The sequence below is a fragment of the Corallococcus sp. BB11-1 genome (assembly GCF_026626625.1).
Lineage (GTDB): Bacteria > Myxococcota > Myxococcia > Myxococcales > Myxococcaceae > Corallococcus > Corallococcus soli.
The window spans coordinates 107,417-129,601 of sequence record NZ_JAPNJY010000042.1; the positions used below are offsets into that span (position 1 = coordinate 107,417).

19 protein-coding genes are annotated in these 22,185 nt (G+C 71.8%); 11 read left to right on the forward strand and 8 right to left on the reverse strand.

The window, feature by feature from the left end:
• Positions 1–15: 15 nt before the first annotated feature.
• The 3 genes from OV207_RS36155 to atpG form a co-directional block, all read right to left on the reverse strand.
• The gene (locus OV207_RS36155; RefSeq protein WP_193349659.1) at positions 16–564 is read right to left on the reverse strand and encodes a hypothetical protein; all 549 of its coding nucleotides are present in this window, start codon (positions 562–564) and stop codon (positions 16–18) included.
• Positions 565–585: 21 nt separating this feature from the next.
• Entirely contained in the window at positions 586–2,031 is a 1,446-nt protein-coding gene (gene atpD, locus OV207_RS36160) for a F0F1 ATP synthase subunit beta (RefSeq protein ID WP_267559645.1), read from the reverse strand.
• A gap of 305 nt (positions 2,032–2,336) precedes the next feature.
• On the reverse strand, positions 2,337–3,233 hold the full coding sequence (gene atpG, locus OV207_RS36165) for an ATP synthase F1 subunit gamma (protein ID WP_267559646.1): 897 nt from the start codon (positions 3,231–3,233) through the stop codon (positions 2,337–2,339).
• Positions 3,234–3,519: 286 nt separating this feature from the next.
• Between atpG and OV207_RS36170 the strand changes: the two genes are divergently transcribed.
• Both OV207_RS36170 and OV207_RS36175 read left to right on the forward strand, forming a co-directional pair.
• Positions 3,520–4,167 carry a SanA/YdcF family protein gene (locus OV207_RS36170; RefSeq protein WP_267559647.1) on the forward strand — a complete coding sequence of 216 codons (648 nt, stop codon included), beginning with the start codon at positions 3,520–3,522 and terminating at the stop codon, positions 4,165–4,167.
• 113 nt (positions 4,168–4,280) lie between these two features.
• Positions 4,281–4,559, forward strand: coding sequence for a hypothetical protein (locus OV207_RS36175; RefSeq protein WP_193349663.1), 279 nt, complete (start codon positions 4,281–4,283; stop codon positions 4,557–4,559).
• Positions 4,560–4,693: 134 nt separating this feature from the next.
• Here the strand turns inward: OV207_RS36175 and OV207_RS36180 are convergent, their stop codons facing one another.
• Positions 4,694–6,052, reverse strand: coding sequence for an SMI1/KNR4 family protein (locus OV207_RS36180; protein WP_267559648.1), 1,359 nt, complete (start codon positions 6,050–6,052; stop codon positions 4,694–4,696).
• A 258-nt stretch (positions 6,053–6,310) separates the two neighbouring features.
• Between OV207_RS36180 and OV207_RS36185 the strand changes: the two genes are divergently transcribed.
• Entirely contained in the window at positions 6,311–6,673 is a 363-nt protein-coding gene (locus OV207_RS36185; RefSeq protein ID WP_193349665.1) for a thioredoxin family protein, read from the forward strand.
• A gap of 13 nt (positions 6,674–6,686) precedes the next feature.
• On the opposite strand, the gene OV207_RS36190 is transcribed toward OV207_RS36185, so the two are convergent.
• Complete coding sequence (locus OV207_RS36190; RefSeq protein WP_193349666.1) at positions 6,687–8,549, reverse strand: ABC transporter ATP-binding protein; 1,863 nt, start codon at positions 8,547–8,549, stop codon at positions 6,687–6,689.
• Between the two features lie 57 nt (positions 8,550–8,606).
• Complete coding sequence (locus OV207_RS36195) at positions 8,607–9,551, reverse strand: universal stress protein (RefSeq protein WP_267559649.1); 945 nt, start codon at positions 9,549–9,551, stop codon at positions 8,607–8,609.
• A 514-nt stretch (positions 9,552–10,065) separates the two neighbouring features.
• Between OV207_RS36195 and OV207_RS36200 the strand changes: the two genes are divergently transcribed.
• Positions 10,066–10,227 carry a hypothetical protein gene (locus OV207_RS36200; protein WP_193349668.1) on the forward strand — a complete coding sequence of 54 codons (162 nt, stop codon included), beginning with the start codon at positions 10,066–10,068 and terminating at the stop codon, positions 10,225–10,227.
• Between the two features lie 72 nt (positions 10,228–10,299).
• On the opposite strand, the gene OV207_RS36205 is transcribed toward OV207_RS36200, so the two are convergent.
• Positions 10,300–10,509, reverse strand: coding sequence for a CsbD family protein (locus OV207_RS36205; RefSeq protein ID WP_267559650.1), 210 nt, complete (start codon positions 10,507–10,509; stop codon positions 10,300–10,302).
• 288 nt (positions 10,510–10,797) lie between these two features.
• Between OV207_RS36205 and OV207_RS36210 the strand changes: the two genes are divergently transcribed.
• Positions 10,798–12,585 carry a methyl-accepting chemotaxis protein gene (locus OV207_RS36210; protein ID WP_267559651.1) on the forward strand — a complete coding sequence of 596 codons (1,788 nt, stop codon included), beginning with the start codon at positions 10,798–10,800 and terminating at the stop codon, positions 12,583–12,585.
• A 25-nt stretch (positions 12,586–12,610) separates the two neighbouring features.
• Here OV207_RS36210 and OV207_RS36215 read toward each other — a convergent pair whose 3' ends face one another.
• The gene (locus OV207_RS36215) at positions 12,611–14,203 is read right to left on the reverse strand and encodes a phytoene desaturase family protein (protein ID WP_267559676.1); all 1,593 of its coding nucleotides are present in this window, start codon (positions 14,201–14,203) and stop codon (positions 12,611–12,613) included.
• Between the two features lie 212 nt (positions 14,204–14,415).
• Between OV207_RS36215 and OV207_RS36220 the strand changes: the two genes are divergently transcribed.
• The 6 genes from OV207_RS36220 to cheB are packed head-to-tail and all read left to right on the forward strand — an operon-like array spanning position 14,416 to position 22,121.
• Positions 14,416–14,901, forward strand: coding sequence for a chemotaxis protein CheW (locus OV207_RS36220; RefSeq protein ID WP_267559652.1), 486 nt, complete (start codon positions 14,416–14,418; stop codon positions 14,899–14,901).
• Positions 14,898–16,634 carry a CheR family methyltransferase gene (locus tag OV207_RS36225; protein WP_267559653.1) on the forward strand — a complete coding sequence of 579 codons (1,737 nt, stop codon included), beginning with the start codon at positions 14,898–14,900 and terminating at the stop codon, positions 16,632–16,634. Before OV207_RS36220 ends, OV207_RS36225 begins: the two co-directional genes overlap by 4 nt.
• Positions 16,634–17,248 (forward strand): chemotaxis protein CheW, encoded by a 615-nt coding sequence (locus OV207_RS36230; RefSeq protein WP_267559654.1) that lies wholly within the window; start codon positions 16,634–16,636, stop codon positions 17,246–17,248. The genes OV207_RS36225 and OV207_RS36230 overlap by 1 nt, the downstream gene beginning before the upstream one ends.
• A complete protein-coding gene (locus OV207_RS36235; RefSeq protein ID WP_193349674.1) occupies positions 17,245–18,888 on the forward strand; it encodes a methyl-accepting chemotaxis protein in 1,644 nt (547 codons plus the stop codon). Before OV207_RS36230 ends, OV207_RS36235 begins: the two co-directional genes overlap by 4 nt.
• Positions 18,889–18,891: 3 nt before the next feature.
• A complete protein-coding gene (locus OV207_RS36240) occupies positions 18,892–21,060 on the forward strand; it encodes a hybrid sensor histidine kinase/response regulator (protein WP_267559655.1) in 2,169 nt (722 codons plus the stop codon).
• Complete coding sequence (cheB, locus tag OV207_RS36245; RefSeq protein ID WP_267559656.1) at positions 21,057–22,121, forward strand: chemotaxis-specific protein-glutamate methyltransferase CheB; 1,065 nt, start codon at positions 21,057–21,059, stop codon at positions 22,119–22,121. Before OV207_RS36240 ends, cheB begins: the two co-directional genes overlap by 4 nt.
• Positions 22,122–22,185: the final 64 nt, after the last annotated feature.

Here is a 22,185-nt window from a genome sequence, read left to right on the forward strand (position 1 = left end):
CCTCGTGCTACCGCATCAGAAAGTCAGCCGCTGGGTCTTCACGCCCACCGGCTCGAACTCCAACACCCCGGCGTCCGTCAGGCGGGGGCCCTTGCCCGGGATGCCCAGCGTGCCTTCCAGCCACTTCAGGTGGTGCGCCATCTGCCGCACCTCGGGGAGCTGCTTCGTCGTCATCAGCTCCGTCAGCCGCTTCTCCTGGAGCTTCTGCCCGGCGCGGTCGAACTGCGCCGCCACCATCACCCGCGCCCAGGACTGGCCGCTGCCCCGCTTCTTCTTGCCAGCGGGCGCCTTGCCCTTCTCCACCAGCGGGTAGAGCACCCAGACCTTCTCCCCGTCGTTGGACGCGAAGTACAGGTCATCCACCGTCCCCACGCACACGTCCGCCGACCAGAGGGGCCCGTTCTCCTTGAGCATCTCCAGCCGGCAGGTGCCCACGCCCGTGTCCACCGTGCGCACGCTGTAGAGCCCGTTCGCGCTCACCCGCGCCCGGCTGGCGCGCTCCGCCGCCAGGGCGGAGGGCGCGACACAGCAGAGCAGCAGGCAAAGCGCGGCGGTCAGGCGCATGGGGCGGGTCCGGGACGGCGCTTAAGCCGCCGCCAGCTTGCGGGCGTTCTCCATCACTTCGTTGATGTCGCCCGCCATGTAGAAGGCGCTCTCCGGGATGTCGTCGTGCTTGCCGTCCGCGATCTCCTTGAAGCCGCGGATGGTGTCCGCCAGCTTCACGTAGCGGCCTTCCTTGCCGGTGAAGACCTTGGCGACGAAGAACGGCTGCGACAGGAAGCGCTGGATCTTCCGGGCGCGCGCCACGGACAGCTTGTCCTCTTCGGACAGTTCGTCCATGCCGAGGATGGCGATGATGTCCTGGAGCTCCTTGTAGCGCTGCAGGATGCCCTGGACGCGGCGGGCCACGGCGTAGTGCTCCGCGCCGAGCACGTCCGCGGACAGGATGCGGCTGGTGGAGTCCAGCGGATCCACGGCCGGGAAGATGGCCAGCTCCGCGATGGAGCGGTTGAGCACCGTGGTCGCGTCCAGGTGGGCGAACGCGGTGGCGGGCGCGGGGTCCGTCAGGTCGTCGGCGGGCACGTAGATGGCCTGCACGGACGTGATGGAGCCCTTGTTGGTGGAGGTGATGCGCTCCTGCAGGCCGCCCATCTCCGTGGCGAGCGTGGGCTGGTAACCCACGGCGCTGGGGATGCGGCCCAGGAGGGCGGACACTTCCGAGCCGGCCTGGGTGAAGCGGAAGATGTTGTCCACGAAGAGGAGCACGTCACGGCCCTCCACGTCGCGGAAGTACTCGGCCATGGTGAGCGCGGAGAGGGCGACGCGGGCGCGGGCGCCGGGCGGCTCGTTCATCTGACCGTAGACGAGGACGGCCTGGCTGGCCTCCAGGTTCGAGGTCTGGATGACGTTCGTCTCCTGCATCTCGTGGTACAGGTCGTTGCCCTCGCGGGTGCGCTCACCGACGCCGGCGAACACGGAGAAGCCACCGCGCTCCACGGCCACGTTGCGGATGAGCTCCTGCAGGAGCACCGTCTTGCCCACGCCGGCGCCGCCGAACAGGCCGATCTTCCCGCCTCGGGTGTAGGGGGCGAGCAGGTCGATGACCTTGATGCCGGTCTCGAACATCTGCACGCGCACGTCCATGTCCGTGAACACCGGGGGCGCGCGGTGGATGGGCCAGTACTCGGTGGCCTTCACGGGGCCCATCTCGTCCACCGGATCACCGGTGACGTTCATGATGCGGCCCAGGGTGGCCTTGCCCACCGGCACCTGGATGGGGGCGCCCGTGTTGCGCACCTGCATGCCGCGGCCCAGACCCTCCGTGGAGTCCATCGCGATGCAGCGCACGGTGTTCTCACCCAGGTGCTGCGCGACTTCCACCGTCAGGTTGTCCTGCTCGGCACTCACGTTGGGGTTGGTGATCTTCAGGGCTGCGTAGATTTCCGGGAGCCCGCCGGGCGGGAACTCCACGTCGACCACGGGGCCGAGAACCTGCGTGACCTTGCCAGTCGTCGGAACTTGAGCGCTCATGGAATCCTCTGCCTTGTCTCGTATGGCGAGCGGCCGGGACGCCGCCGCCCATCAGGAAATCGACCCCAACAAAAGGGGTGGGCGCGCCCCCTTTACCGGGGGCCCCCCGGCAGGGTCAAGCCTCCCGGGTCCGCGCGTGTAAGTCCGGCTTAGCGGAGCGGTGTCTCCGGCGCCAGTCCCCCCTCGCACGTTCCTCTCCGGCCGTCCTTCCTGCTCGCCCGCCGGGCGGGGGAAACGACGAAGGGCCCGACCCGCGCCATGCAAGCGCGAGCGGGCCCCTGGGGGTCCAACGGAGCGGGCCAGGACTACTTGAGGGCCTCGGCGCCGGAGACGATCTCCATCAGCTCCTTGGTGATGACCGCCTGACGCGTGCGGTTGTAGAGCAGGGTGTAGCTGGAGATCATGTCCGTGGCGTTGTTGGTCGCGTTCTCCATGGCGCTCATGCGCGCGCCCTGCTCGCTGGCCATGCTCTCCAGGAGCGCCCGGTAGACCTTGATGTTCACGGCCTGGGGCACCAGCCGGTCCAGCACGGCCTGGCGGGAGGGCTCGTACTTGAAGTCCACCAGGGCCGGGGCGGCGGCCACCGTCTCCGGCGTGGCGGCGGGGGCGGCCGTCGTCGCGGCGGGCTGCAGCGGCAGCAGCTGCGCCACGGTGACGTTCTGGGTGATGGCGGAGACGAACTCGTTGTAGACGACGTAGACGGCGTCCACTTCGTCATTGAGGAACGCGGCCGTCAGCTCCTCGGCGACGTTGGCGGCGGAGCGATAGTTCAGCCCCGCGTACAGGCCGGCGAAGTCCTTGCGGATGGACTGGCCGCGGTTGCGGAAGAAGTCGTTGCCCTTGCGGCCCACCGTCGAGACGCGCACCTGGAGATTGCTGTTCTCGTACAGGAAGCGGTTGGCGCGGCGGATGACGTTGGAGTTGAAGCCACCGGCGAGGCCACGGTCGGACGTGAGCAGCAGCAGCTCCACGCGGCGCACGGGGCGGGCGGCCAGCAGCGGGTGGGCCAGCTCCTGGTCGGCGGAGCGCATGGCCAGCTCGGAGATGACCTGGTCCAGCGTCTGCGCGTAGGGACGCGCGGCGAGGATGGCTTCCTGCGCCTTTCGCAGCTTGGCGGCGGAGACCATCTTCATCGCCTTGGTGATCTGCCGCGTGTTCTTCACCGAGCGGATGCGCTTGCGGATGTCTCGAAGGGACGCCATGGACCGGAAACTCCTCTGGGACGACGTGCGGCGCGCACCCTCGTGGACGGCCCGGGCTGGCCGGAATGGGGGTGGCGGGCCCCCTATATAGGCGGGGCGGGGGCCGGTCAACGGCGGGGTGCCCGGGACGGGCCCGGGCCCCCCTCCTGCAAGGTGGGGAGGAGCGACCGTCGCCCGTCGGGAGACCGGGCGGGCAGAACAGTTCCGGGGGGCCGGACGCAAGGTTCGCTTTCCGCGAGCGGCGCGCCGGAAGAGAATGGACCCTTCCGACCGTTTTGCGAGGTCCATGAAGGCTGGCGGCACGACCAGGGTGTGGGTTCGCAGGGGCCTGGGGCTGCTGGGCCTGGGCCTCGTCGTCGTGCTGGGCCTGTCGCAGTTCGTGCGCCTGCGCTACCAGGGCCGCATCGTGCCGCTGGCCGTGGCCCCGGAGGCGCCCCTGGCGCTGGTGTTCGGGGCGGGGCTGGCGCCGGGCGCGGTGCCCTCCCCGGTGCTGGCGCAGCGGCTGGACGCCGCCATCGCCCTGTGGCGGCAGGGCAAGGTGCGGGCGCTGCTGGTGAGCGGGGACAACTCCGCGCCCTTCCACGACGAGACGCGGGCCATGCGGCGCTACCTGGTGGCGCACGGGGTGCCGGACGCGGCGGTGCTGGGCGACGAGGCGGGGCTGTCCACCTATGACAGCTGCCTCCGGGCGCACACGGTGTTCGGCGCGGACCGGGCGGTGCTCGTCACCCAGCGCTTCCACCTGTCGCGGGCGCTGTTCATCGCCAACTCGGTGGGCATCGACGCGTGGGGCGTGGCGGCGGACGAGGGCCGCGCGACCCCCTGGCGCTACACGCTGCGAGAGACGCTCTCCCGGGTGCTCGCGCTGGCCATGGTGATGCTGGAAGTGGAGCCCGGCAGCCTCAACAGCCGGCCACCGACCGCCCCCCGCTGACGTCGGCCGGGCCCGGCAGGCAGGCGGCCGGCTCGGATTGCCGCCTCCGACCGCGGGGCTCATTTTCGTGGGGACACGGAAGCTTTCTCAACCCTCCCTGTCGAGGAGACCCCATGCGGTTCAACAAGCTCGGAGACGAGGATGTGGGCGAGTCCACCTCGCTGCGCCATCGCAACCCGATGACCGGGGAGGACGAAATCAACATCTCGGACCAGGACCTGGCGCTGTCCCCTCCCATGGAGGAGGAGGCGGATGCCCGGGACATCCTTCCGGATCAGATCCAGGAGTTCCGCCGGGGGGACGAGGAGGACGAGGACGAGCGCGAGCTGACCGCGCAGCCCGATGACCCGGGCCCGCGCGCGCAGAGGGCGGATCTGCTGCCCGAAGGGTAGCCGGGAGGTCTTCGCCGGCCCGTGGGTCCAACAGGGCGCGTCCCAGGTGGGGGACGCGCCCCTCGTTTCAAGGCCCGTACACCGGGGAGGGAGAGGAGCCCGAGGGGGGCCCCTTCCGTCCACCGGGGTGATGCTCAGGACCGACGGCGCGCGGACTTCTTCGCGGTGGTTCCGCGGGCTCCCGCGGACCTGCCGGCGGACTTCTTCGCCGTGGCCTTCTTCGCGGTGGAGCCACCCCGCTTCTGGGCGGTCCCCTTCTTCGCGGCGGCCTTGCCCGTGGCCTTCTTCGCGCTGCCGCGAGCCGGAGCGGCCTTCTTCACGGCGGCCTTGCCCGGGGCCTTCTTCGCAGCGGACTTCTTTCCGGCCGCCTTGCCCGTGGCCTTCTTCGCGGCCCCCTTCTTCACGGCGGCCTTGCCCGTGGCCTTCTTCGCGCTGCCGCGAGCCGGAGCGGCCTTCTTCGCGGCCCCCTTCTTCACGGCGGCCTTGCGCGCGGTGCCCTTCACGGGAGCTTCGGCCGCGGGCTTCGTCGCGGATCCACCCGCGCGTGCCCGGGACGCCGTGGGTGACTTCCCAGCGGAGGTCGCAGGAGCGCCGCGCCCCTTCTTCGCCGCGGAGGACGGCCCCCCGCTCACGGGAAGCGCGGGGGACTGCTTGCGGGACGGGAGCTTCTTCGAGGTGGAACGCGCGGGCCTGGGCTGCGTGAACAGCTCTTCCTGCGCACCCTCCTCCACGTCGGAGACGTCCTCGTCGGTCCCGGCTTCGTCGGACGCTTCAGCCTCTTCGCCTTCGACGAACGACTCCGCGTCCTCCGCTTCGGCTTCCTCGTCGGCCGCCTCGGCCTCGGCTTCCTCCGCTTCGGCTTCTTCGACGTCGCGGGCCAGGGAGGCCAGGTCGCGGGAGTAGTCGCGGGTGCGCCCGGCCAGGGGCGACGCCCCTTCGTCCTCGGCCTCCGCGCCGGACAGGGCGCCCTGCAGCACGGCGTTCAAGGCCCGCGCGAAGGTCCGCTCCCCGAAGCTCTCCACCTCCACGGGCGGCACCAGCACCTCGAGCATGTCCTTGAGCGTGCGGTACAGCCGCATCTCCTTCTTCTCGTTCTCCCAGGTGCCGAAGACCCAATCGTCCGCGTCCAGCGCATCCACCCAGCCGGGCAGCGCGCCGCCGCCGTCCCCCTGCTCCACCATCGCGGACTTGCGCGCGACGAACAGGTGACGGTGCGGCCCCTTCAACCCGAAGCGCCACACGCCCGCGGCGGGCAGGCCCACCAGCTTCAGCCGGCTCTTCTCCAGGACGCTGGGCGCCCCCTCGCCGCCCCGCAGCGGGTACAGGCGAACCTCGCCCTCGAAATCACCGCCGTTGAGCGTCAGGTACAGGTCCGCGAGATCCCCCGGAAACGGGATGCCGCACTCCGTCTCGGCGCGGCGGACCTCCTCCGCCAGCACCCCCTCCGAGGTCGCCTTCGCCGACTTGCGCAGTGCCTCCAACCACTCGTGCATGACCCCTCCATGACATCGACAGCCACCGAGGCTCGCACCTTACGGTGCCTGGGCCTCCGTGCGCAGTGTGCATGTCGGGTTTCGTCCACCCGGCATACCTCCAGACATATCTGGAGAACCTGACACGCCCGGCCCTCCATCCCCGCCGCCCCCCTCCCCACCTGCCCTCCCCCGGCCCTCCCTCCCCTGCCGCCCGCCCGCCCGGGGACCGGGCAGACCGGGTGGAAGGGACACCCGGCGGGGGTTAGGAAGAACGCCATGGCGCATCCCGTGAGCTACGAGGCGACGACCGAGACCTTCGACTCGCTCGTCCTGGAACCCCGCGACGAGCTGGTGGTGGTGGACTTCTGGGGTCCCGGCTGCCCGAATTGCGACATCTACGCGGCGGCCGAGCCCAGCCTGCTGGCGGAGCTGGAGGGCGCGCCCATGCGCGTCGTCAAGGTCAACGCCTACGAGCACGAGGCGCTGGCCACGCGCTTCGGCCTGCACGGCATCCCCACCTTCCTCCTGTTCCTCAACGGGGAGCGGCTGGGGAAGATGAGCCAGTACTACGGCAAGCCGTACTGGCTGGGCGTCATCCGGGACCACCTGCCCAAGGCGCCGGCGGCCACCGCCTCCTGAGGCGGGGCCCGCCTCACTGGTAGCCGCGTGCCTGCAACCGGAACAGGTGCGCGTACCGCCCGTCGAGCGCCATCAGCTCGTCGTGGCTGCCCAGCTCCTGCACCGTGCCGTTGTGCAGCACGGCGATCTGATCCGCCATGCGCACCGTGGAGAAGCGGTGTGAAATCACGATGGCGATGCGGTCCGCGGCCAGCGCCTGGAAGCGCTCGAACAGCGCGTGCTCCGCTTCCGCGTCGATGCTCGCGGTGGGCTCGTCCAGGATGAGCACCTCCGCGTCGTCGCGCATGAAGGCCCGGGACACCGCCAGCTTCTGCCACTGGCCGCTGGACAGCTCCTGGCCCTTCTCGAACCAGCCGCCGAGCATCGTGTCGTACTGGCCGGGCAGCGCGGCGATGACGCTGTTGGCCCCACCCTGCTCCGCCGCGCGTTCGATGCGCGGCCGGTCCTCCAGCGCGTCCACGTGGCCCAGGCCGATGTTCTCCGCCACGCTGAACTGGTAGCGCACGAAGTCCTGGAACACCGCCCCGAACCGGCTGCGCAAATCCCCCACGTCCATGGAGGCCGTGTCCACGCCGCCGTAGAGGATGGTCCCCTCCGTGGGCTCGTACATGCGCAAGAGCAGCTTCACCAGCGTGCTCTTGCCCGCGCCGTTCTCCCCCACCAGCGCCAGCTTCTGGCCGGGCTTGAGCGTCAGGTTCACGTTGCGCAGCGCCCACGCGTCCTTGCCCGCGTAGCGGAAGGACACGTCGCGCAGCTCGATGGCGTTGTTCCGGCCGCGCGGCGGGTGGAGGGCCGGCAGCACGCGCGACGTCTCGCCCGTGGTGGGGATGTCCAGGTAGGCGAAGAGGTTGCTCATGAAGAGCGCGTCCTCGTACATGGAGCCCACGCTGGTGAGGATGCCCTGGAACGCGGCCTGCCCCTGCCGGAACACGGACAGGTACAGCACCATGTCACCCACGGAGATGCCGCCCGCCGCCGCGCGGCTGGCCACGAAGAGGTAGCAGCCGTAGAAGGCCGCCAGCGACAGCAGGCCCAGGCCCAGGCCCCACGCCATGCGCTTGCGCGCGAGCGCGCGGTCCTCCGCGAAGAACTTCTGGAACAGCGTGCGGTAGCGGCCCAGCACCAGCGGGCCCAGGCCGAAGAGCTTCACCTCCTTCACGGTGCTGTCGCGCGTGAGGATCCACTCCAGGTAGTTGAGCTTGCGGCCCTCCGGCGCCCGCCACGAATAGAGCCGGAAGCCCTCCGCCGCCAGCCGCGCCTCCGCGATGAACGCGGGGATGGACGCTGCCAGCAGCACGAGCACGCTCCACGGCGACAGCGCCACGAGCAGCACCGCGTAGGTGGACAGGGTGATGACGTTGCGCACGATGCTGAACGCCTGCATCACCAGCGACAGCGGCCGCGCGTTCGCCTCGCGCCGCGCGTTCTGCATCTTGTCGTAGGTGTCCGAGTCCTCGAAGTGCTTGAGCTCCAGCTCCAGCGCCTTCTGGAGGATGCGCTCGTTGAGCAGGTTGCCCAGGTGCGCGCGCAGCAGGTCCCGGGTGAGCGTCAGGCCGCGGTCCACCACCGCGGAGCCCACCATCAGGCCGAACTCCATCGCCACCAGGCCCAGCACCCGCGAGTGCGCCGTGGTGTCGCCCTGCGCGGCCGCCACCACCGTGTCCACGATGAGCTTGCCCACCCACGCGATGCCCGCCGGCAGCACCGCGGCCACCAGCGTGAGCACGCCCAGGACCACCGCGCCCCGGGGGCTCGCCCGCCAGAAGAGGTGGAAGGTGCCAGGGAGCTGCTTGAAGAGGACGCCCGCGTTCTTCAGGCGGGCGCGGAGCGACGCGGGTGCTTGCGTGACGGGAGGAGCCAAGATGCCGCCCCTCATAACGCGCTGGCGCCCGCCGCGCTGGCCTCCCTGGAGGCCAGCGCGTGGGACGGGACGTCAGTCGTGCGCCACCGGGCCGGGCGGGCCCTCACCGTCCGGCAGGGCGGCGGCCGGGGTGACGTGCCGCGAGACGAGCACGTCGCAGCGGGAGTGTCCCAGCACCCGCTCCATCAGCGCCGAGCGGGACCGCGCCGAGGACATGCCCAGCGTCAGCAGGTCCGCGTCGCGCTCCAGGGCCTCCTCCAGGATGCCCTCCCCCGGGTCGCCGGTGCGCACGCGGATGCCCAGCTCGCGGCCCGTCTCCCGGTACGGCGCCAGGAAGCGCCACAGCTCCACCCGCGCCGCGTTCTCACGCTCCTGGCGCAGCCGCAGCCACCGGTCCAACGGCGCGTCCTCGCGGCGCAGGGCCGCCTCCTCCTCGCGCGTGTCCACGACGTGCAGCACCTCGATGGGCGTCGAGGCCGGGCACAGGCGCATCGTCAGCTCCAGCGCCCGCCGCGACTCACGCGAGAAGCTCACCGCGACCAGGGGCCGGTGGTAGACGCGGCCCGGGTGCGTGGCCACCACCAGCACGGAGGTGTCCACCTCGCGCGCCAGCCGCATCAACACGGACGTGTCCGGCAGCGGCAGCGCGGGGTACTTCGCGAAGGGCCGGCCCACCACCAGCAGCTCCGTCCCCTGCGCCTTCGTCACCTCCGCCGCCACGCGCGGCGCGTCCCCCATGTGGGGTTCCTCGCGCACGTCCACGTCCGGTCGCTGTCGCAGCCGCCGACACGCGAACGCCACCGACCGGCGCAGACAGCGCTCCCCAGCCACCGTGCCGTCCGGGCCGGTGTGACCATCCAGCGGAGGGCTCACGTGCAGCACGCCCAGGCTCGCGCCCTGCGCCAGCGGAAGGCGCAGCGCGCGGGCCAGCGCGAATTCGGCTTGCAGGGAGAAGTCCACCCCCACCACGACCCGCCTCAATCCCCGCAGGGGACGGGGCAGTCCCTGGGGCAACAAGGGCAGCCCCCTTCTGGAAGAAACGTTCGGTCTCATCACGGCTCCCTCCTTCCACGACCTCGCGGTGCGGACGTCCGGGCGCGGTGGCACTTCCCTCACGCGCCGGGGCAGGACGTCGCAGGCACGGCGTCACGGGCTTCGCCTCACGCGAGGCCCCGTACACATACATTCAGGCCTGGCGGTGGATGTGCCACCCGTATCGCAGGGACGGCACTCCCGCGACCAGGCGGTGGGGCTCCATCGCCCGGCCGGCCCAGGCACCGGAACGAGCCGCGCGTCATCCGGCGGACGCTGCCCGCTGTAACGTTTTCAGGGCCCGCAGCCGTTTCGTGCACCGTGACGCGGGCAGGCGTGCGACCGAGGCCCAGGATTCAAGCCCATGAGACGTCCCATTCTGGACAATGCCGGGAACAGGCGCGTCGCCGAGCGCGGCCAGCCCTTTGCAAAGGTCTCTGCCCGGCAAGACGCCTTGCCATGGGCGGCGGGTCGGACGGCAGAGCCAAGGGAGCGGGACATGCGCGGGGTCATCACGGGACGTGAGGTGGTTGCCAACCTGGGGCTCATCTACCGGGAGTTCGGTACAGCCTGTGTGCTGCGCTGCCTCTGGGTGATGGTCAGCGGCAAGTCCACCACCTTCCTCGAAGTGGCGTGTCCCTGCGAGAAGATGCGGTCCTGAAACAGCCCGGGCCGCGGGAAGCACTGGCTTCCGCGGCCCGAACGGTTGCGCGTCTTCGCGGGGACTCAGGACTCAGCGCTGATACGGATCCGCGTCACCACGACGCACTTCCTCGCGCTCGTCCTTCTTGTCCTTGATGGCGTGCTTGATGTCCTCGACCACGCCCTTCACCTTGCCCTTCACCGTGTCGGCCTTGCCTTCGGCCTCCAGCGAGCGGTCGCCGGTCGCCACGCCCACGGTCTCCTTTACCTTGCCCTTGGCCTTGTCGGTCCACTCACCCATGGCGTCCTCCTGACGTCGTTGTGTGAAGCGTTGTGGAGGACAACGTGCGCACGTCGGAGGCGGCCGGCAGCCGTCGGTGGCCCGTCCGCCTGGCTGCCCTCCTCGCGCGGCCACGCGCTCCGGAAGGGGGCTTCGGTGTCGATCAACCGACACGCTCCCCGCCCGGCCTACCCGTTGCGTCCCTGGCATCCCCGGAGACCCGGGAGTCTCTGGCACAAGACGCGGTCGTGTCGTTGACGCACTCGCACTTCCCCCGCAGGCTGATGCTCCCCCCGGATCATCCTCCCGATGAATCAGCCCACGACCCCGACCGCAGGCGCGCTGCTCTTCAAGCTGCTGATGCTGCGAACGCTCGTCGTGACCGTGGCGGTGGCGCCCGCCATCTACGTCGACATGCAGTTGCTGGACGTGGACTCGAGCGCGATGGGCTTCGTGCTGGGGGTCGTCACGCCCATCGTGATTGGCGGGCTGGCGCTGGTGGTGCCCATTGGCGCGGTGGGTGCGCTGTTGCGGCACGCGCTGCACGAGGCGCCGGGCAACGCGCCGCAGCGGCTGCGCCGGCTGTTGCGGCTGCCGGGCATCCTGACGTTCGTGGAGGCGCAGGCGGGCTGGTTCCTGGGCGGCATCTTCTTCAACGGCGCCATCGGGCTGGCGCTGGACCGTCCGCCGCGCGTCATCCTGGTGGGCGTGGCGGTGGCGATGAGCGCGGGCCTCTTCAGCGCGCCCCTGATGTACATGCTCTATGAGCGGACGCTGGCGGCGGTGACGCTGGAGGCGTTCCGCCGCGCGCCGCACGAGCGCCCCGCCGGTGAGGGGATGTTCCTGCCCCGGCAGAGCTGGTTCCTGCCGGCCATCGTGGTGTCCGCGCTGCTCATCACCTGCATCACCAGCATCGCCACGCTGCAGCTGCGGCTGGAGAAGAACCTGTCGGGGCTGGCGGACGACCTGGAGCTGTCGGGCGACCACCGGGGCGCGGCGCGGGTGCGCGCGCGCATCGGGCCGTTGCAGGACGACCTGACGACGCCGGTGGCGCTGCTGGGCGGGTTCGCGGCGCTGGGCGCCATCTTCACCGCGGCGTGGGCGGCGCGGCGGCTGGCGCAGGGGGCGAAGGCGATTGGCGCTTCGCTGGACGCGCTGGTGGAGGGCCGCGCGTCACCGCCGCAGTGGGTGTCCACGGACGAATTGGGCGACCTGTCCGCGCGGACGTGGCTGCTCTATGAGCAGTTGCAGGAGCTGCCCCGGTCGCTGCGCTCGTCGGCGGGGCACCTGGCGCAGGCGGGCACGCGGCTCACGGAGGCCAGCGACCAGCAGAACCGCACGCTGTCGCGTCAGGCGGTGGCCATCCACCAGGCGCGCTCCACGGCGCAGGAGATCCAACAGACGTCGAAGCTGGCGGCCAGCCGCGCGGGGAACATCCTGGAGGTGGCGGAGCGCGCCGCCGCGATGGGCCGGCTGGGCGAGGAGTCGCTGGCGGGCACGGAGAAGGGGCTCGCGGACATCCGGGACCTCACGCATGGCCTGCACCAGCAGGTGAGCGACCTGGGCATGCGGGCGCGCGAGGTGGGCCGGGTGTCGGAGGTGGTGAAGTCGCTGGGGGACCAGTCGCACATGCTGGCCATCAACGCCGCCATCGAGGCGAGCCGCGCGGGCGAGCAGGGCCGGGGCTTCGCGGTGGTGGCGCGGCAGATGCGGGAGCTGGCGGACCAGTCCATCAAGGCGACGGGCCAGGTGCGCGGGCTGCTGGAGGGCATGGAGACGGCCACGGTCGAGGCGGTGGCGACGGCGGACCAGAGCGCCCAGGGCGTGGAGGCCGCGCTCGTGCCGCTGCGCAAGAGCGGCGAGCGGCTGCGCGAGCTCATCTCCCTGGCGCAGGAGTCCGCGACCGCGGTGCGGCAGATCGCCGAGGCCGTGGCGCAGCAGCACGCGGGCGTGGATCAGCTCTTCAGCGCGGTCAGTGAGATGGACGAGCTGATGGCCGCCACGCTGCGCCAGCTGGGCACCACGCAGGAGGCGGCGACCGCGGTGGAGCAGGCCACGGGGCAGGTGTCGCAGCTGGCGACCCGGTACGTGGCCTGAGCGGGCCCTCGCGCCGCCCGGTGCTTCAGCCCGCGAGGGCCTGGGGCGCCGGCGCCTCCGCCTTCACGTCCTCTTCCAGCGGCGGCACGTACGGCCAGCCCGGCAGCGCGCCCTTGCCCGCCTCGCGCGTGAGGTAGTCCGCCGCGATGTTCGCGCTCTCCATGATGGTGAGCAGCCCGCTGCCCGGGTGCGTGCCCCCGCCCACGAAGTACAGGCCCTCCACCTGCGCGTTCTTCACGCGGGGCCTGAGCGGGCCCAGCTGCAACCACGTATGGGACAGGTTGAACACCGCGCCCCGGAACACGTTGAAGTCGTCCCGCCACGTCTCCGCCGTGAAGTAGCGCTCCGCCTTCACGTGCTCGCGCACGTTCTTGATGCCCACCTTCTCCAGCATCTTCGGGATGCGCTCGCGCAGCGTCGCCTCCGTCTTCGCCCAGTCCACCGGCCGCGCCGTGTTGGGCGTGGGCACGAGCACGTACAGCGTCGAGTGCCCCCTGGGCGCCCCCGTCCCCGTCGTGTCCGACACGCCCGGGTTGCACACGTAGAAGGGCGGGTCGTCCACGTCCACCGACCGGTCCTCCAGCGCGTCCCGGTCCGTGCGCCGCGCGCTCTCCGACAGGTAGATGAGGTGGTGCGGCAGGTCCGCGTACGTCGTGTCCAGCCCGTAGTACGCCATGAACGTGCTGCACGAATACTTCGCCCGCTCCAGCGCCGCGTCCGTCAGCCGCCCGCCTTCACGCGCTTCGGGCGCCAAGAGCTTCTGCGCCGCGTACGCCAGGTCCGCGTTCACCACCACCGCGTCCGCGTCCAGCACCTCGCCGCCCTCCAGCTTCACGCCCACCGCGCGCCCCGTCTCCACGCGCACGCGCTCCACCGGCGTGCCCATGCGGAAGGTGACGCCCAGGTCCTGGGCGCACTTCATCATCCCGCGCGCCAGCTCCCGGAAGCCGCCCTGGACGTGCCACACGCCGAAGGCCAGCTCGATGAACGGAATCACGCTGAACACGGACGAGCACGTCGTCGGGTGCAGCCCCAGGTACTTCGACGGGTACGCCAGCGCGTACGTCATCCGGTCGTCGTGGAAGAACGAGTCCAGCTGCTTGTAGAGCGTCTGCCACGGCTTGAAGCGCAGCGTGGGCGCCAGCCGCCACGGGGCGTAGTAGCCCAGGCTCCCCGCGTTCGTGCAGATGAACTTCTCGTACGCGAGCGCGTACTTCTCCCGCCCGTCCTCCATCCACCCCTTCAGCGCCTGGGCCTTGCCCGCGCCGAACTTCTCCAGTTCCTGGCCCATCCGCTCCACGTCGCGCCGCGTGTCCAGGTGCGTGCCGTCCCAGAAGTGCACGCGCGTGTTCGGATCCACCGGCGTGAGCGTGACGTAGTCCTCCAGCCGCTTGCCCGAGCGCCGGAAGATCTGCTCCAGCACGCCGGGCAGTTGGAGGATGGAGGGGCCGGTGTCCACCGCGTACTCGCCGTCCTCGCCCAGCCGCAGCCCCTTCATCCGGCCGCCCGGCACCGCGTCCTTCTCCACCACGGTGACCCGGAAGCCCTGCCCCGCCAGGTTGATGGCGACCGACAGCCCTCCGGGCCCTGCTCCCACGACGATGACGTGCCGAACCATGGTCCTCACGATGCCCGGCCTCGTGCCGGCTGGCGACTGTCCCGTCGGTACGGCCCGGACGAAAAAGAGTTTCCTTTCCGGGACTCAGGGTCGCTCGCCGGGCGTTCCTCCGAGGCCATGGCGCGGCCTTCACCCGGAGCGTCTTCTAGAGGACGGGGCAACATCCTGAATCCCCAGGGGGCCTTGCGTCCTGTAGCGTGAGACGCGCATCCATGATTCCCCCTCCGGAGGCCCGCCCACAGGAAGTCCTGCTGTTCACCCTGGAGCGGCAGCGCTATGGCCTGCCAGTGGAGGACGTGCGCGAGCTGGTGCGCGCCGCCCGCCTCACGCACCTGCCCCAGGCGCCGGACGTGGTGGAGGGACTGCTCAACCTGCGCGGTGAGCTCATCCCGGTGCTGGACCTGCGACGGAGGTTCCGCCACCCCGCGCGGTCCCTGTCGCCCATGGACCACTTCATCATCGCCACCAACGGCCAGCGCCCGGTGGCGCTGCGGGTGGACCGCGCGGAGGGCCTGCGCTTCATCGCCCCCGGGGAATGGGACGCGTCCCTCCAGGAGCTGCCCGGCGTGGGGTACGTGTCCGGCGCCGCGAAGCTGTCCGACGGGATGGTGCTGGTGCACGACCTGCGCTCGTTCCTGTCCGAAGCCGAAGCGCTGCAGTTGGACACCGCGCTCGGAGCCCGGCCGGAGACCGCTTGATTGGCGGTGTCCTGTCGCCGGGCTTCAAGGAAGTGCTCGCCCTCGTGGAGGAGCGGGCGGGGCTCGCCGCGCCCAGTTGTCTGGCCGCCGCCGAGGAAGGCATCCAGCGCGCCATGGCCCGCGCGAACCTGGGCGACGTGGCCACCTACCGTCAGCACCTGGCGCTGAACAACGCGCTGCTGGACGACCTGCTCACCGAGCTCACCATCGGTGAGACGTACTTCTTCCGCACGCACGAACACTTCGACCACCTGCGCCGCGTCGTGCTACCGGAGCTGCGCGAGCGCCGCGGCCCGGAGCACCTGCTGCGCGCATGGAGCGCGGCCTGCTCCTCCGGCGAGGAGCCCTACTCCATCGCCGCGCTGCTGATGGCCGAGGGCTGGGAAGAGCACATGACCGTGCACGCCACGGACGTGTCGCGCACGGCGCTCGCCCGCGCCGCGGAGGGCCGCTACACCGACTGGTCCCTGCGCGGCCCTTCCGCGGATCGCATGCGCGCCCACCTCAAGCAGGAGGGCCGTCACTACCTGCTGAACCCGGACGTGAAGCGCCACGTGAGGCTGGCCTACCTCAACCTCGCCCTGGAGACGTGGCCGTCACCGGACAGCGGCCTGTGGCAGTTGGACGTCATCTTCTGCCGCAACGTCCTCATCTACTTCAACCACGCCACCATTGAAGGCGTGGCCCGCCGGCTCTTCGCCGCCCTGGACGACGGGGGCTATCTGTTCTCCGGCCCCTCCGACCCGCCGCTGGGCGACTACGCCCCCTTCGAGGCCGTGCTCACCGACTGGGGCGTGCTGTACCGCAAGCCCCTGGACGCCCAGCACATCGTGCCGCTCCAGCCCCTCGCGCCCCTGCGCGCGGACGGCACACCCTTCGTCCCGGGACGTCCGGCGCCCCTGGGCTCCGACACCTCCCGCTTCACTCCGGGGCCGACCCCAGGGTCCTTCGACGGTGCCCGCTCCACGTCAGGCACCTTCGCCGATGGCCGCTTCACTCCGCGCTCGGAGGAGACGTCGGGCGCCTTCACCGAGGCTCGCCGCGCTCCGCGCGCGGAGGAGATGTCGGGTGCCTTCGCCGATGCCCGCTTCACGCCGGGTTCGGAAGAAGCCTCGGGGTCCTTCGATGGGGCCCGCTTCGCTTCAGGCCCCGGGGAAGCTTCAGGCGCTTTCGCTCGCCCTGGTGCGACCGCCACTCCCCCACCGGCCGCACCCGCGCGCTTCACGCTGAGCGTGGAGGCGCTGGAGGGCGTGCGGCAGGCGCTGGCCCGAGGGGACTGGCGCGAGGCCTCGAAGCGGGCAGGCGCCCAGGCGGCCGACCCCGAGCACGCCCTGGAGGCGGTGCGTGGGCTGGCCAACCTGGAGCCCCGCGCGGCGGTGTTCGCGTGCGGGGAGGCCGTGGTTCGTCACCCGTTGGTCGCCGGTCTGCGGTATCTGGAGGCGCTGCTGCTGCTGGGCCAGTCGCGACTGCCCGACGCGGAGAAGTCCGCCCGCCAGGCGCTCTACCTGGAGCCGGGGCTCGCCGTGGGACACCTGCTGCTGGGCCACGTGCTGCGCCGGCAGGACCAGGCCGCCGCGGCGGCACGGGCGTACCGCGAGGCGGAAGGGCTGTGTCGGAAGTTGCCGCCGGAGGCGCTGGTGCCGCTGGCGGAGGGTGAGCGGGCCGGTGCACTGGCGGACGTGGCCCGCGCGGAGTGGCGGCGTCTGGAGCTTGAAGGTGGAAAGGCGAGCTGATGCCGAAGCGTGAGGGAGTCATCGACTTCGAGAAGGCCCGGGCCCGACTGGAGGAGCTGGAGCGCGCCTCCGAGGCGCGGGAGTCCCTCTCCGGCGAGGCGGCGGCCGAACAACTGGACGCGCGCGCGCGCGCCCTGGCCCGCCCGCCCGAAATCCCGGTGCTGCCCGGCAGCCAGCGCGAGGTGGTGCGCTTCCGCGCCGCGGGCCAGTCCTATGCGCTGGAGTCGCGCTTCATCCTGGAGGTGATGCGCGCGCCGGAGCTCACCCCGCTGCCGGGCGCGCCGCCCCTGCTGCGCGGCCTGACGCTGCTGCGCGGCGAGGTGCTGCCCGTGGTGGAGCTGGCGCCCCTGTTCGGCCGGCCCGCGTCCCACGCGAACGGCCCGGTGCTGGTGGTGGGCACCACGCGGCCGGAGCTGGGGCTGCGCACGGATGAAGTGACGGAGGTGGCGGTGCTGACGGGCACGGAGCTGTTGGCCGCGCCCCCCTCCCTGGAAGAAGAAGCGGGCGCGCTGGTGTCCGGCGTCAGCCCCGACGGCACGCTCGTCCTGGAGGGAGAGGCCCTCCTGGGTGACGGTCGTCTCGTGTTCGAGCTGTCCGAAGAAGGAGCCGTATGAGCATCGGGAATCGCATCGCGCTGGGCTTCGGCCTTTCCCTGCTGGTCCTGCTGGTGATCGCCGCCGTGGCCTTCCAGGGCGCGAGGCAGCTCACCTCCACGACGGAGGGGCTGCTGAAGGCCCATGAGAACTTCCGCGTCCTGCGCGAGGTGCGCGCGCTGCTGGTGGACGCGGAGACGGGGCAGCGCGGCTTCATCATCACCGGCGAGGACCGCTACCTGGTGCCCTACAACGCCGCGCTCGGCAACCTCCAGGAGGACCTGAGCAACCTGCGGACGGCCATGGCCGAGTATCCCGAGCAGCGCGCGCGGCTGAACCGGCTGGAGCCCATCATCAGGGCCCGGCTGGAGCGGCTGCAGGAGGGCATCCGCCTGCGTCGCGAGAAGGGCATGGAGGCCGCGGCGAGCGCCGTCCAGGGCGGCCGGGGCCTGGAGCTGATGGACCAGGTGCGCGACAACATCGGCGAGATGCTCGACATGGAGCAGCAGCGCTGGCAGCGCGACGCCGAAGAGGCCCGGCAGGCCGCGCAGCGCAGCCTGTGGGTGCTGGGCCTGGGCACCCTGCTGGGCCTGACCATCGTCGGCGTGGGCAGCTTCGTCATCACCCGGGGCATCACCACCCCGCTGCGCAAGCTCACCGTCGGCGCGGAACAACTGGGCCGGGGCGAGCTGTCGCACCGCATCGACGTGAAGGGCCGTGACGAGATGGCGGATCTGGCGGGCGCCTTCAACGCCATGGCCCAGCGCCGCGAGCTGGCCGAGGCGCAGCTCGCCAGGCAGGCCGAGCAGCGCGAGCACACGCTCAAGACGGTGGCGGAGTTCGTCAACCAGCTGGCCGGCGCGTCGTCCGAAATCCTCGCCAGCACCACCGAACAGGTGGCCGGTGCCCAGGAGCAGGGCAGCGCCGTCACGGAGACGGTGAGCACCATCGAGGAGATCACCAAGACGTCGGAGGAGGCCGCCGGCCGCGCCCGCGCGGTGAGCGAGTCCGCCCGTCACTCCGAAGAGGTGGGCCGCTCCGGTCGCCGCGCCGTGGAGGAGGCCGTGTCCGCGATGGGCGCCGTGCGCGACCAGGTGGAGTCCATCGCGTCGCGCATCCTCGCCCTGGCCGAACAGGCACAGGCCATTGGCGACATCATCACCACCGTCAACGACATCTCCGAACAGACGCACATGCTGGCGCTCAACGCCTCCATCGAGGCGAGCCGCGCGGGCGAGCACGGCCGCGGCTTCGCCGTCGTGGCCTCCGAGGTGAAGGCCCTGGCGGACCAGTCCAAGAAGGCCACCGCGCAGGTGCGCCAGATTCTGGGTCAAATCCAGAAGGCCACGCACGGCGCGGTGATGACCACGGAGGAGGGCACCAAGAGCGTGTCGTCCGCCACGCGCGTCGTCACCGAGGCGGGCACCACCATCCAGCAGCTCGCGGACCTGCTCACGCAGGCGTCGCTCACCGCCGCGCAGATCGCCGCGTCCGCCAACCAGCAGGCCACCGGCATCGGGCAGATCCGTCAGGCGATGCACGACGTGAACCAGGCCACGCAGCAGGGCCTCATCTCGTCGCGCCAGACGGAGCGGGCGATGCAGGACATCAACGCCATGGGCCAGAAGTTGAAGGGGCTGCTCGGGGAGTTCGGGCGCTAACGCATGGATCGCGACCGGCTGGCGCAGGCACTGCTGGACTCCTTCCTGGAGGAGCTGGAGGGGCACGTCGTGTCCCTCAACCGGGACCTGCTCGCGCTGGAGCAGGCCCCGGCGCGCGCGCGGGAGCTCATCCCCGGCCTCCTGCGCACGCTGCACAGCGTGAAGGGCGCGTCGCGCGCGGCCAGCGCCAGCCTGGTGGAGACCGCCTGCCACCGCCTGGAGGAGGTGCTGGAGCCGCTCATCCACGGGCGCGCTCCGTCGCCGGAGCTGTTCGAGCTGTGCTTCGCCACGGTGGACGCGCTGGACGACGCGGGCCGCCGGCTGGCGACGCGTCAGGACCTGGCGGGCTCGCCGCTGGAGTCCCTGATGCCGCAGTTGGAGCGGGCGGCGCAGGGCGGACCTGCGGCGCCCTTCCCTCCACCGGAGCCCGCGTGGGCCCCGCCGAAGCTCCCGAAGGCCTCCCAGCCTGCGTCCGAAGCGCAGTCCTCCGCGGAGCCGGAGCTCCCCGCCCCCGCGGTGGCCAGCGGCGAGGCGCTGCCGGTGCGCGTGTCCGGCCAGAAGCTGGACGCGCTGCTGGGCCGCAGCGGCGAGCTGCGCGTGGCGATGCTGCGCCTGGAAGGCCACGCCGAGGCGCTGGAGTCCCTGCGCGACGACGTCGGCGGCCTGCGTGAGACGGTGCGCGGCACGGCTTCCGAGACGACGTTGCGCCGGGTGGAGCTGGAGCTGGCGCGGGTGGCGCGGGTGCTGGCGCAGGACCGCCGCGCCCTGTTCCAGTCCTCCACCGGCCTGGACGACGAGGTGCGCCGCGCCCGCATGCTGCCCTTCGAGGAGGGCTGCACGGGCCTGGAGCGCGCCGCGCGCGACGTGGCGCACGGCATGGGCCGGCGCGTGCGCATGGAGATCCACGGCGGAGGCCTGGACCTGGACCGCTCCCTGCTCCAGTCGCTGCGCGAGCCCCTGCTGCACCTGGTGCGCAACGCGGTGGCGCACGGCCTGGAGGCGCCCGAGGAGCGCGCGCGCCACGGCAAGCCGGAGGAGGGCCGCGTGGTGCTGTCCGCGCGGCTGCGCGGCAACCGGGTGGAGGTGGCGGTGGAGGACGACGGGCGCGGCCTGGACCTGGAGGCCCTGCGCGAGCGCGCGCGGGCCCGGGGCCTGGACGTCCCCGACGAGGACGAGGAGGCCGCGCGGCTCGTGTTCCTGCCCGGGCTGTCCACCGCGGCGAAGGTGACGGCGGTGTCCGGCCGGGGCGTGGGCCTGGACGTGGTGCGCGCCCAGGTGGAGGCCCTGCGCGGCAGCGTGGAGGTGGCCTTCAAGGCGGGCCAGGGCACCCGCTTCACGCTGGACGTGCCCCTCACCCTGAGCACCCTGCGCGTGCTGCTGGTGGACGTGGGCGGACAGGTGCTCGCGCTGGCCAGCGAGGGCGTGGACCGGCTGCTGCGCCTGTCCCCGTCCGACGTGCGCGAGGTGGAGGGCCGCATGTCCTGGGTGACGCCGGACGCGCTGGTGCCGCTGGCGTCGCTCGCGGGCGTGCTGGAGCTGCCCGCCGGCCCGCCCCGCGCGCGGCCCGCGGCGGTGGTGCTGTCCGCGGGCACCGCGCAGGCGGCGCTGGTGGTGGACGAGGTCATCGCCGAACAGGAGGTGCTGGTGCGCTCCCTGGGCTCGCGCGTGAAGCGGGCGCGGCACGTGGCCGCCGCGGCGGTGCTGCCGGACGGACGCATGGCGCTGCTGCTCAACCCCGCGTCGCTGGTGCGGGCGGCCGGCGGCCGGCCATCCACGCAGTTCTTCCCCACGCCCAAGGAGCAGGCCGTGCGCAGGCGGGTGGTGCTGGCGGACGACTCGCCCACCACGCGCATGCTGGAGCAGAGCATCCTGGAGGGCGCCGGCTACGACGTCACCGCGTGCGCGGACGGGGCCGAGGCCTGGGAGCAGCTCCAGGCGGGCGGCGCGGACGCGCTGGTGCTGGACGTGGAGATGCCGCGCATGGACGGGTTCTCCGTCACGGAGGCCGTGCGCGCGTCACCCCGCTTCGGACGGGTGCCGGTGGTGCTCGTCACATCGCGGGAGAAGCCCGAGGACAAGGCGCGCGGGCTGCAAGCCGGTGCGAGTGCGTACATCGTGAAGAGCGCGTTTGATCCGACGAGCCTGCTGGAGACGCTGAGGCGACTGCTATGAAGAACGAACCGTTGCGCATCCTGGTGGCGGAGGATTCGCCCACCGCCCGTCGGCTGCTGGTGGAGATCCTCCGCACCGACCCGGCGCTCACCGTGGTGGGCGAGGCCCGGGACGGGGTGGAGGCGGTGGAGCTGTGCCAGCGGCTCCAGCCGAGCCTGGTGACGATGGACATCCAGATGCCGCGCATGGACGGCCTGGACGCCACCCGCCGCATCATGACGGAGGTGCCCACGCCCGTGGTGGTGGTGTCCACGCTGGTGGAGCGCGACATCCAGACGTCCATGGCCGCGCTGCGCGCCGGGGCGCTCGCGGTGCTCCAGAAGCCGGTGGGCCCGGAGTCGCCGGACTTCGAGGCGGACAGCCGCCGGCTGCGCGACACGCTCAAGGCCATGGCCCAGGTGAAGGTGGTGCGCCGCTGGCCGGAGCGCACCGCCCTGCCGCCCACGCCGCTGGAGCTGCCCACCTCCGGAGGCACGCGCCCGGCCGTGCTGGCCATGGCGGCCTCCACCGGAGGGCCCGCGGCGCTGTACCGCATCCTGTCCGAGCTCAACGGCAAGGACGTGCCCGTGCCCATCCTGGTGGTGCAGCACATCGCGCTGGGGTTCGGTTCGGGCCTGGCCACCTGGCTGAGCACGGCCACGAAGCTGACGGTGAAGGTGGCCGACGACGGCGAGCCGCTGGTGGCGGGCACCGTCTACCTGGCCCCGGACGACAAGCACCTGGGCGTGACGACGGACCACCGGGCCCAGGTGTCCGGCGCCGCCCCCATCCAGGGCTTCCGCCCCTCCGCCAACTGGCTGTTCCGCTCCGTGGCGCGCACGTACGGGCAGGCGTCCCTGTCCGTGGTGCTCACCGGCATGGGCCAGGACGGCCTGGACGGCATCCGTGACGTCCACCAGGCAGGCGGGCGGGTGCTCGCCCAGGACGAGGCGACGTCCGTGGTCTACGGAATGCCCGCCGTCGTGGTGGCGGCCAACCTGGCGCATGAGATCCTGCCCCTGGGGCAGATTGCCCGCCGCGTCCAGGCCCTGTTCCAGCCAGCCGGAATGGCCACCCCCTGAAGTGTCGCCTTGGCGAAAATCCGCCGGCTTCGACGGCGGGCGGAATGGCGGCCCTGGTGCGGAG